Source organism: Candidatus Polarisedimenticolia bacterium, assembly GCA_036001465.1.
Classification (GTDB): domain Bacteria; phylum Acidobacteriota; class Polarisedimenticolia; order Gp22-AA2; family Gp22-AA2; genus Gp22-AA3.
The window spans coordinates 19,074-30,044 of sequence record DASYUH010000103.1 but is presented as its reverse complement, the minus strand read 5'-3'; the positions used below and the strand labels follow the sequence as shown (position 1 = coordinate 30,044).

Below are 10,971 nucleotides of genomic sequence, written 5' to 3'. Positions count from 1 at the left end.
CGATCGCGTTCGGCATCAATCCCCAGAACGCCGCGCAGGGAGATCGCGAGATGGCGCTCGTGGCCCGCGGCTCGGGGATCACGGGGGTGTTCGACGGCGGCGACGACGCGTTCGATTTCGGGAGCGCCGGCGACTTCTCGTTCCACTTCACGCGCTTCGGCCTGGCCTTCAAGGAGGATCACAGCGAGCACGCCGACACCATCGTCACGGGGGGGCTGGTCGTCCCGTGGCCGTCGGACACCGACATCCCGCTCCAGGACATGCAGATCTGCGGCTGCGGGGCCCTCGACGAGGCGCGCACGCCGAAAGTCCTGCTCAAGAAGAACCTGGCCTACTGGGACGCGACCTTCTTCCCGTACGGCCTCGACTTCTCCGACAAGCCGCTTGCGAGCCTGACCTGTCCGCCCGACAACTCCGCGGGGTCCGACGTGTGCCCCGGGACGAAGGCCAACTCGGTCTGCGTCGAGGCGATCACCCCGGTGCCGCGCTTCGAGCCGGACCCGGTCTCCGGGTTCGGGCTGGATCCACAAGGCAACCCCGGACCGATCACACCGTTCGTGGTCGCGCCCCTGGAGCTCGACCGCGACAAGTACACGGGGGACGGGACCCCGGCCGCGCAGCCCTACAAGTACCACGTGGAGAACTTCGTCCTCAACGACTGGGGGCAGGCCGGCAGCCCGGATCCGCCGGAGGTGGGGACCACCGAGCCGTACGGCTACTACGACGCCCACGGGGACCTGTCGCTGCCGTTCTTCGGCCTGACGCCGGCCGGCGTCATCATCCAGCGCCGGAGCCAGCAGGACACGAGCCACCTCGTCGATCTGCACGAGGAAGGGGATCCCTCCCTTCCCGGAAACTCCGATTTCATCGAGGCGTCGCGCAAGCTGGCGGCCGACAAGATCGCCCTGCCGTTCCGCGTGGACTACGTCCCGGCGAGCGCCACCGCCGATCCGAACGACGGCTGGAACAAGAACCCCGCCGACCCCAACCAGATGGACCTCGACGACGACTTCCGCGCCCGCGGGACCCTGTTCGCCTTCGCGCCGAACAGCGATCCCGATCCGGCCGCCGTCCTCGATCTCGGCTCTGTCAAGGTCGCGAGCGGACTGCTGCTGCGCCCTCCCACACCCGGACGGCCGGAGCTGGAGGGGGGAGATCTCGGCCCCACCGCGGTGCTCCGCCTCTACGGGGCGCTGAAGCCCGGCTCGAAGAACCGGCTCGACGCCATCCTCGATCCCGCGCTCTACGCTCCGTGGTCCGGCCAGCTCGACGGCGCGCTGCAGGCGCTCGGCGGCCAGGTCCCGGCGCCGTACGACCTCGGTGGCGCCGAGGCCTTGAGGAGCATCCTCGCCGGCGATCCGGGCATCCTGGCCCCTTTGGCCGAGCATCCCGACGCCAAGGGGACCTTCAACGTCAATCCGCAGAACCAGAGCCCGCCGATGAACGCCTCGCGGCTCACGGGGTTCCTCGACTTCTCCGACGATCTCCAGAACCTCGAGGCCGTGCAGGCTGCCTCGAACCTGGACACCGAGGGGCAGTTCTTCAAGATGGACTCGTCGCTTTTGACGATCGACCGGCACGTCAAGAACTCCGGGCAGGCGATCACGCAGTTCACGCGCGAGCAGCTCCCCGACGCGTCCAAGAACATGGAGCTTCCCGGGAAGCAGGACATCCCGTTCCCCGAGTTCCCCGGGATGAAGTGGGACTTCGACTATGCCATCAACTCGGTCCCCCCCTACTTCGAGTTCAAGAGCCTGACCGGCAGCGTCGACCTGACCAAGGGGGGGCTGTCCGGTGTCGGGTTCGACAAGCTGGGGGCGACGCTCAAGTTCTGGAACGACGGCGACTGGTACTTCTCGGCCGAGGCGAAGCTCAACTTCGACGGCTACGGCGGGAACGGCGCCGTCCTGCTCGGCAACTGCAAGGACATGACGCCGCTGCGGGAGGTCGATCCGAACGTCGCCGACTTCCTGTCGGGCGTGTCCAAGTTCGACGGCGGGTTCCTCAAGCTCGGGGTCCACGCGCGCATCTTCGACTTCGGCTGCCCGTTCTGGGTCTCAGCCGGTATCGAGGTCGGTGGCTGGTACGTCACCGGCAACCTCGGCGGCAAGGTGCGCGGCTGGATGTCCGGCAAGGGGGCGTGCCTGGTCTCGATCCGCGGCGACTTCACCCTCATGGGAGGGGAGGTCAACGACCTGTTCAAGCTCACCGGGGCCTTCTGGGTGGCGGGAGGCGTCGGCTTCTGCGACGAGGAGGACTGGGACACGCCGGCCGACGTCCTGGACGACGACTTCTGCGCCGCCTGTGTCTTCGAGGCCAAGGTCACCGGCACCTACCCGCCGAAGGACCTGAACCTGACCCTGGACGGCCCCGACGTCGAGTGCGCCGCACCGTGACCACAGGGAGATGACGATGCGCGGGATTCACATCTGGAACCGGGACTGGATGCGGGACACGTGGCGCCGCCCTCTCTGCGCCCTCCTCGTCTCGATCGCCGCGACGCCCGCCGGCCTTTTCGCCGAGCCGGCGAGCGAGCGGACGATCGTGCAGGCGGTGGCCGACGCGAGCGCCAACCGCGTCCTGGTCCGCTGGGCGGTCGTCGAAGGAGTGGCCAGGCGCTACACCTGGTACGACGTTCTGCGCCGCACCTCGAGCCAGTCGTCCTTCTCCAAGCTGAACCCCGATCCGATAGGCCCGCTGACCACCGTCGCCGCGATCGAGGCGGTCTTCACCGCCCCCGGCCGGTCCGACGCGCTTTTTGGAATCCAGGCGAGCCTCGGCCCCGGCTACGCGGGGGCCCTCCTGGCGATGCAGGAGCCGGGAGTCACCGGCGCCGCCAAGGGACAGCTGAAGCTGCTCCCCGACCAGAACTACGGCGCGGCATTGGCCCTCGGCCTGGGATGGCTGGACGAGACGGTCCTGCCCGGGACGACGTACGTCTACGAAGTGTGGGGGCTCGACCCGCAGGGGTTCCGTGTCGAGCGCCTCGGGGGGGCGAGCGCGACCGCCGGAACGCCTCCGCCGATCTCGGCGGCCAGCGCGGCCTGCATCGACATGGGAGACGCTCGCGGCCACCTGTCGACGTTCCTGCGCTGGGACGAGCCGGCGGCTTCGGCCGGCGAGTACAGCGTCGGGTACGACGTGTACCGCGCCCGGCGCCTCCCGAACCAGACCTGTCCTCCGGTCGCCCCGGGCCTGCCCGGGGTCGTGAGGGCGAACCAGTTCCCGGTGGTGCACGACTCGGCGGGGGACGCGTCGCAGGGCTTCCAGGTCTTCGGCGCGCACTGCGTCTCGTGCCACGCCGGCGGGCGCGACCCCGCGCTCCCGAACAACCTGGCCGGCAAGACCATCGCGCAGTTCCGCAGCCGCCAGTACCCGGAGCTGGCGCTGAGCTCTCCGCACAACACCGTCGACCTGAACACGCTGTCCCCCGATCAATTGCGGACCGTCTTCGACTGGATCCAGGAGTTCCACTTCGGCGACGACGGGGCCGACACCCCGGCGGCCCCCCTGGTCCCGCAGGAGTGGTACTGCTACCAGGTCCTGGCGCGCAACCTTCTGGGGCAGTACGGCGCGCCGTCCAACGTGGTTCAGTGCCAGGCCCGCGATCGCCTGGCGCCCGATGCGCCGCACGCCATGGACTCGAAGCTCGTGACGCAGGGGACGACGCACGAGACCTGCGAGATCTCCTGGCAGCGCAACAACGGGGCCGGCGACGACACGACGAAGTACCGTCTGTACCGCTCGGTCCAGGGGGTGCCCCGGGCCAGCGTCGATCCGGCGAAGAAGGTCCTGCCGCCCGCCGACAACCAGTTCCTCGTCGAAATCTCCCAGCCGGTCTCGGGAGACAAGGTGCTCTACCTCGATCCGGGGATCACCCCCGCCGACGCCGGCAAGACGTTCTTCTACGCCGCGAAGGCGCTCGACGGCGCGGGGAACGCCAGCGGCTTCAGCGCCTGGGTGCCGTGCGTGCCGCGGGACATCGTCCCGCCGCCCGCGGCGACCCTGACCGGCACCTGCTGCACGCGCCCGCCGGGAACGACCGGAGGGGGCTGCGACGACCGGGGCACGGACGAGCGCTGGGTGGCGGCGGGGGGGGACCGGATCATCATCTCCGATCCGGCCCGCTGCGCCCCCAGGCTCGCGTGCGGCCACCAGGGGGACATCTTCGGCTGCCGGCTGTACCGGTCGTTCGACGATCAGGATTACCTGCCGGGGGCCGACTTCTCCGCCCCGGACGTGCCGCTCGATTTCGCGCCGCTCATCGACACGAAGATCTGGTCGACCGTCAGGACGTTCGACCGGAGCATGAACTTCGGCCCCTTCTCCAACAAGGTCGCGTTCATCCTCAAGGGGAAGAATCCGATCCCGCCGCCGCGCATCGTCTCGGTGGCGGTCGTGGACGAGTCGCTCGGCCGCGTCGACATCACCTTCCGCTCGCTGAAGCCGGAGGCGCTCCTGGGCTTCGCCCTCTACGTCCGGAACCAGGGGCAGGACGACGCCAATCCTCCCCCGGAGCAGCTCGTGGTCCATTACCACCCCGGCAGCCTGGCAGGGCCGCCCGACACCAGCGTCTCGCCTCCGCAGTGGACGCTGAAGGCGACCGCCAAGCCGCTCAGCCAGGTGATCCACATCGGCGCGAACCCTCCGCCAACGCCGCCGGACACCTATCTCTACTACGACGACATCGAGGCCCTGTACGTGATGCGCGTCGACCTGCCGGACGTGAAGGACCTGGTGCTGCGCCTGGTCGGAATCGGCTGGAGCGCCCAGGAGGGGCTGAGCATCCCGTACGTCTGGGACGGCTGGCAGCCGGGGGACGGCGTGCTCGACTGGCCGCAGTTCCGAAGCGACAACTACCGGTTCCAGGGCCCGCTCGCGACGCTGACGGTCACGCCGGCGCCGGGCCAGATGAGCCTCTCCTGGACCGCGCAGCCGGACGGCTGCGTCGGCGGCAACGACCGGCCGTTCATCGTCTTCCGGAAGCGGGGCGGTGCCGCGCGGTGGCAGCAGATCTCCCCCCCCTTCGGCTGCGATCTCCAGGCCCCCGATCCGACGCAGCTGGCCTACCGCGACACCGACATCGAGCCGGGGCTCTCGTACACCTACACGGTCATCAGGCTGGGCGCCCGCGGCGAGTTCGAGTTCCGCCACGGCCCGGCGACGGCGGTGGCGCCATGAGACCGCCCCTGCGCTTCGGCCTGGCGGCGCTCGCCGTGGTCGCGGCCGTGCTGCCGGCCCCCTCGCTCGGCAGCGTACCGCTGCACGGCACGGTCGAGATCGAGTACGCCAACGCCGACGGCACGTTCCGGTCGCCGGTGCGCTGGGCGCTCGGCGATCAGGCGCGCACGCTGCGGCGCGGGGACGTCGACGGCAACGGGATCTTCGACCTGCTCGTGGCGTACGAGACGCTCGACAGCGCCGGCACCCGTCACAGCCGCGTGGGGACGCTGGTCGGCACGGGGGCCGGCAATTTCAACTTCGGCCCCTCCCTCGCCATCGGCAACCCGGACGAGCTGGTGGTCGGCCTCACGCTGGCCGACCTCGTGACCCCTCTCGACGGGGTGCTCGATTTCGACGTCTTCCTGTCGGTCGATCCGGCCGGCCTCTCCCCCGCCGCGACCCGCTACCGCTACAAGGGGAACGGAAACGGCACCTTCACCTTCAACTCGAGCCTCGCCGGCGTGAGTCCGCCGCCGGAACCCGACTTCCCGATCCTCCTGCAGCTCGATGGCCAGCTCGGCAACGATCGCGTCGGCGTGAACCGGCGCACCAGGGGGCGCTCCGACCTGCCGCTCGCGGCCGGCGCCAATCCGGGGAACGTGAACGCTCCCGACGCCTTCGCCGAGCCGCCGGGGGACGACTACGCCGGCACGATCGCCATCCGGCTGAAGCCGACCTTCTCCAATGTCTGCATCCAGATCTTCTACACCCTGGACGGCAACACTCCGGTGATCGGCAATCCCGACACCTTCGCGCTCATCTATCCGTTCAAGGTGCCTCTCTACGTCTTCAAGAGCACGACCGTGACCTTCTTCGCGCGCTGCAACGTCACGCAGCAGCAGGGACCGATCCGCCAGGCGGTCTACGACCTGGCCCAGCCGCTCCAGACGGACAGCGACAACGACGGCCTCCCCGATGCCTACGAGATCATGCCGGACGGCAAGGCCCGGGCCGGATTCGATCCGCTGAAGCCGAACCTCGACAGCGACGGCGACGGCATCAGCGACCTGGTGGAGGTCCTCCAGGGAACCGATCCGTTCTCGCCGTCCAACGTCATTTCGAACCCGCCGGGCCTCTACGTGCTGTCCGGCACGGCGGCGAACGGGGCGCCGGCCCTGACCGACTCGAAGGTGCGCACCGTCTCGATCGAGGGGAAGGTCCTGCTGCCGAGCTTCCCGGCCCTCGTCCATGCCGACGGGACCTGGTCGATCCTGATCGCCGAGCCGAACACCGACACCTTGCCGGCGGCCGTGGACGACAACGAGCCGGACGGCGACGTCCTGCTGACCCGGTTCATCGCGGCCTTCGAGCTGCCGTCCGTCACCCCCCCGGCGACCTGGACCGACGGCGACACCTGGCTGGCCGCGGCGCAGGCTGCCTACGGACAGAACCAGCTCCTCGCGGGGGTGACGCTCGATCCCCCCGCGAGCGGCATGGCGGCTCTGGCGGGACACGAGGCGGCCGAGCGTCTTCTGGATCTCGGCGCCCCCCCGGCCGACCCGCAGAACACGCAGCTCGGCCGTCCCGGCAAGGGGCTGTCCGAGGCCGACTTCATTCTTCTGTCCACGGTGACCGACGCCGGCACGCACGCCTTCCTTCTGAACAAGTCGATCGGAGACCCGAACGTCTCGGTCCTCGACCCGTACGCCCAGTTCGCGACCGATCTCCTGGCCACGATCGCCGAAGTCGGCGCCTCGGCCGAGACCCCGAGCGAAGAGGCGCTGGCGCAGCACCTGGCGGACGGCACGCTCGATGCGGCGCTTATTCCCGGCATGCTGACGCGAGGCTACGACGCGGCCGACCTTCTGGCCGTGGCCGCGCGGGCGAAGGCGGAGTCGGGGGCGATCTCGGGGGTGGTGGTCGGGGCGATCGCCCTCGACAAGCTGCAGCTGCCGGAAAATGCCGCGAACGGCGTCGCCCAGCAGCACATCGCCGCCGTCAGGCAGCAGGGGGATCTGATCCTCGCGATCGTGGACCAGGCGGGCGGAGACGTGGGGGCGCTGGCCGCCATCGAAGCCGGCGGCGAGGCGCTCGCCGAGGCCTGCCTGCAGGCGCAGCAGCAGGGAGGCCCGTCGATCCCGCAGCCGTCCCTCCCGGGGCCGGACACGGCCTCCGGCACGCAGGTCTCCAAGTCGGGCGCCACGATCCTCCTCGGTCCGTCGCTCGTGCAGGGTCCGTCGCCCGCGCGGGGTCCGTCGCCCGCGCTGTCCGACACCGGCTGCGGCGCCTCGGTGCTCTACACCGCCCTGCTCGCGGCCGATACCCCCGCCCGCAAGGCCTCCCTCCTCGCCAACATGGGAAGCCTGGTCTTCGCCATCCGGGCCGCCGACTGCGACCCGGCGGCCCTGGCGCAGATCGCCGCCTCGGTCGGCGGCTACCTGGTCCCGGACACCGTGGCCCCGGTCACGTCGATCACGCCCGCGCCGGGATACTTCACCGGACCGGAGCTCCCGGTCGATCTGTTCACCAACGAGCGGGCCTCCATCTATATGAAGACCGGCGGCGGCAACCCGGTCCCCGGCGAGGCCGGCACCCTGCGCTTTCTCGGGCGCGCGACCCTGATGCTGACGAGCGACACCGAAGTCCGCTACTTCGCCATCGACCCCGGCGGAAACCAGGAGACGGTGAAGTCGGCGACCTACAGGCTGGACCGCGACGCCGACGGGGTGCCGGACGTTTCGGACAACTGCCTGTACGTGCCGAACCCGTCCCAGGCGGACGCCGACGCGGACGGGCGGGGGGATGCGTGCGATCCGGCCCGCTGCGGGAACGGCGCTCTGGAGTTCGGCGAGACGTGCGACGACGGAAATCTCCTGGACGGCGACGGCTGCTCGCGGACCTGCCTGCCGCAGAAGCGGGTCGACCTGGCGGCGCAGGCGGCCGACCTGACTCTGCTCGGCGCGGGGGCGGGACACGGTCTCGGCCGCTCGCTGGCGGCCGGCAAGGGTCCGATCGGCGGGAGCTCGACCGGCTGGGCGGCCGTGGCGTACACCGGATGGACCTTCGGCGCGGCGACGGGATTGCCGGGCGTCCTCGTCGTCGGCCTGCGCCCGCCGTTCGGCGGGGGGACGCGCGACCTGGCGACGCAGCCCGCCGAGACGACCTTCGGCGACGCGCGCGGCGGCGACTGCGGCGCCTCCGTGCTCGCGGCCGACGTGAATCGTGACGGTCTCGACGACCTGGTGATCGGCTGTCCCACATGGATCGAGCCGCCCGAGCCGGAGAAGGGGGCGGTGTTCGTCTACCTGGCGCCATTCGCCGCGGGGGAAATCGTCATCGGGCCGGCGACGGCGCAGGTGTCGATTCTCGGCGGCCAGGCGGGTGAGCATCTCGGCGCGGCGGTCGCAGCGGGCGACTGGGACGCCGACGGCGATCTCGACATCTTCGCCGGGGCCCCATCGTTCGATCTGACCCCCGCTCTGGAGAACGGCCGCGCGGTCCTCGTTCTTCTGGATCACTTTGGCCCCCCCAGCTACGACCTGGGGGTCACGACGGCCCCGCCGGCGCTCGAGCTGCGCGGGGCGGCCGGATCGCATCTGGGCTCGAGCGTGGCGCTGGGGGACCTCGACGGCGACGGCAGGCCGGAAGCGGCCGCGGGCGCGCCGGACGCCTCGCCGATCGGGCGGGGATTCGCCGGCGCCGCCTACGTCCATCCCGATTCGAACTCCGCGCCGGGCGGTGTGGTCAACGTGGTCGCCAACGCGAATCGGGTGGCGCTGATCCAGGGGGCCGCGGCCGGAGACGCCGCGGGGCGCAGGGTGCGGCTCGGCGACCTGAGCGACGACGGGCGGGCCGACCTGGTCCTGTCGGCGCCGCTCGCCGACGGCGCGACACCACCCGGCGGGACCGACGGCGGCGCCGTCTACGTCGGGTTCGAGGCCTCCTCCCGGTTGTCGCCGGGAAGCGTCGTCGACCTGGCCGGCCCGGCATCGTGGATCACCAAGATCGAGGGGCCGGCCCTCAACGGCAAGGGGAACGAGGTCGTGATCGAGGACCTCGACATCGATCACGAAGGGGAGGTCATCACCGGCGCGCCGTTCGCCCCGCCGGGGCGCGGGCGCGTCGTGGCGCACAGTCCGCGCCCGGGGGCCCCGGCGCTCGACCCGGCCCAGGAGGAGGCCCGGGCTCCGCTGCTTCTCACCGGCAAGGCGGACGGCGATCACCTCGGCCTGGGACTGGCCGCGCGCGATTTCAACGAGGACGGCCGCCCCGACCTGGCGGTGGGGGCGCCCGACGCCAGTCCGTCCGGGCGCAACCGGGCCGGATCCGTCTACATCTTCCTGATGCCCGGGGCGGACGCCGATCACGACGGCCTGCCGAACACCGTCGATCTGTGCCCGCACGATCCGCTGGGGATCAATCCGGCCGCCATCCTGCACGGCGGGATCTACGTGCAGGCGGACGCCGACGGCGACGGGCGCGGAGACGACTGCGACAACTGCCCGGCGTCGTTCAACCCGTCGCAGATCGACGGCGACGGGGACGGCGCGGGCGACCCCTGCGATCCCGCCCCCGCCGCGATCCCCGCGGCCCCCTGCGACGGCGTGTTCGACGTCCTGAACGGCTATCCCGACAGCGACGGCGACGGCTTCGGGGACGCCTGCGATTGCCGCCCGCTCCTCGCCTCGGCCCATCCCGGCGCCCCGGAGATCTGCGACGGGGCCGACAGCAACTGCGACGGCGCCGTCCTCCTGGTCGAGGCGGACGCCGACGCGGACGGCTACGCGGTCTGCCGGAGCGACTGCGACGACGGCAATCCACTGCGCCATCCCGGCGCCGCCGAAGCCTGCAACCGGATCGACGACGACTGCGACGGCGTGGTCCCGTCCGCCGAGGCGGACCTGGACCAGGACGGTCTCGCCTCCTGCGAGGGGGATTGTCTCGACAGCAACCCGGCCGTGCGTCCCGGCATCCCGGAGGTCTGCCGCAACGGCCTGGACGACAACTGCAACGGGCGAATCGACAACCAGGAGGCGGCCTGCGTCTCCCCGTCCTGCGTGGGAATCGCGCTCGGAGCCGCGGGGAGCGATCCCGTCCTGACCCTCGGCAATCCGCTCGCCTGCCCCACGGGGTTCACGCTGCCGCGCCCGATCGACCTCATCTGGGGGAACGTCGCCGACCTGCGCATCGCGAACGGCCAGGTGCATCTCGGCACCGTGACCCCGATCGCCTGCGGCCAGATCGCGGCGGCCTATCTGTTCGATCCGCAGCCGCCGGCCATCGGCAAGTCCGACTTCTACCTGGCGCGGGAGACCGGCCAGGCGTCGTACGGCTCGGGCACCGGCGGTCTGCCGCGTCGACCGGACGCGGCCGACTGCCCGTGACCGCCGCCCGCCCCCTTCAGAGCATCCTGGTCGTGGACGACGATGTGGACTTCTGCGCGTCGCTCGCGACGATCCTGAGATCGGACCAGGTCGAGGTGCGCACCGCCGCGACCCTCGACGAGGCGGAAGGACTCCTCCGCCGGCGGTCGTTCGACCTGGTGATCACCGACCTGCGTCTGAGCGGCGCCCCCGACTTCGAGGGGCTCCAGGTGATCGGGCGGGCGAAGGAGAGGGCGCCCGCCACCAGGGTGGTCCTCCTGACCGCCTTCGGCGGCGCCGCGGTCGAGCGGGCGGCCAGGAGGCTCGGGGCGCTGGAGTGCTGGAGCAAGGGGATGCCGGTGCCGGACCTGATCGCGCGCCTGCGCGGGCTCGGAGTTCCCGTCAGGCCGACCCGGGCCCCCGCGCCTTGAGCGGCCCTCCGCTC

At 71.2% G+C, this 10,971-nt stretch carries 4 protein-coding genes; all 4 read left to right on the top strand.

The genetic code is table 11. The annotated features are described in order from the left end of the window. The coding region (locus VGV60_17875; protein HEV8703144.1) for a hypothetical protein at positions 1-2,396 on the top strand (2,396 nt) is incomplete at its 5' end. Positions 2,397-2,412: 16 nt separating this feature from the next. Continuing rightward, a complete protein-coding gene (locus VGV60_17870; GenBank protein HEV8703143.1) occupies positions 2,413-5,181 on the top strand; it encodes a hypothetical protein in 2,769 nt (922 codons plus the stop codon). After that, positions 5,178-10,547, top strand: coding sequence for a MopE-related protein (locus VGV60_17865; protein ID HEV8703142.1), 5,370 nt, complete (start codon positions 5,178-5,180; stop codon positions 10,545-10,547). Before VGV60_17870 ends, VGV60_17865 begins: the two co-directional genes overlap by 4 nt. Then, positions 10,544-10,957, top strand: coding sequence for a response regulator (locus VGV60_17860; protein HEV8703141.1), 414 nt, complete (start codon positions 10,544-10,546; stop codon positions 10,955-10,957). The genes VGV60_17865 and VGV60_17860 overlap by 4 nt, the downstream gene beginning before the upstream one ends. Positions 10,958-10,971 lie beyond the last annotated feature (14 nt).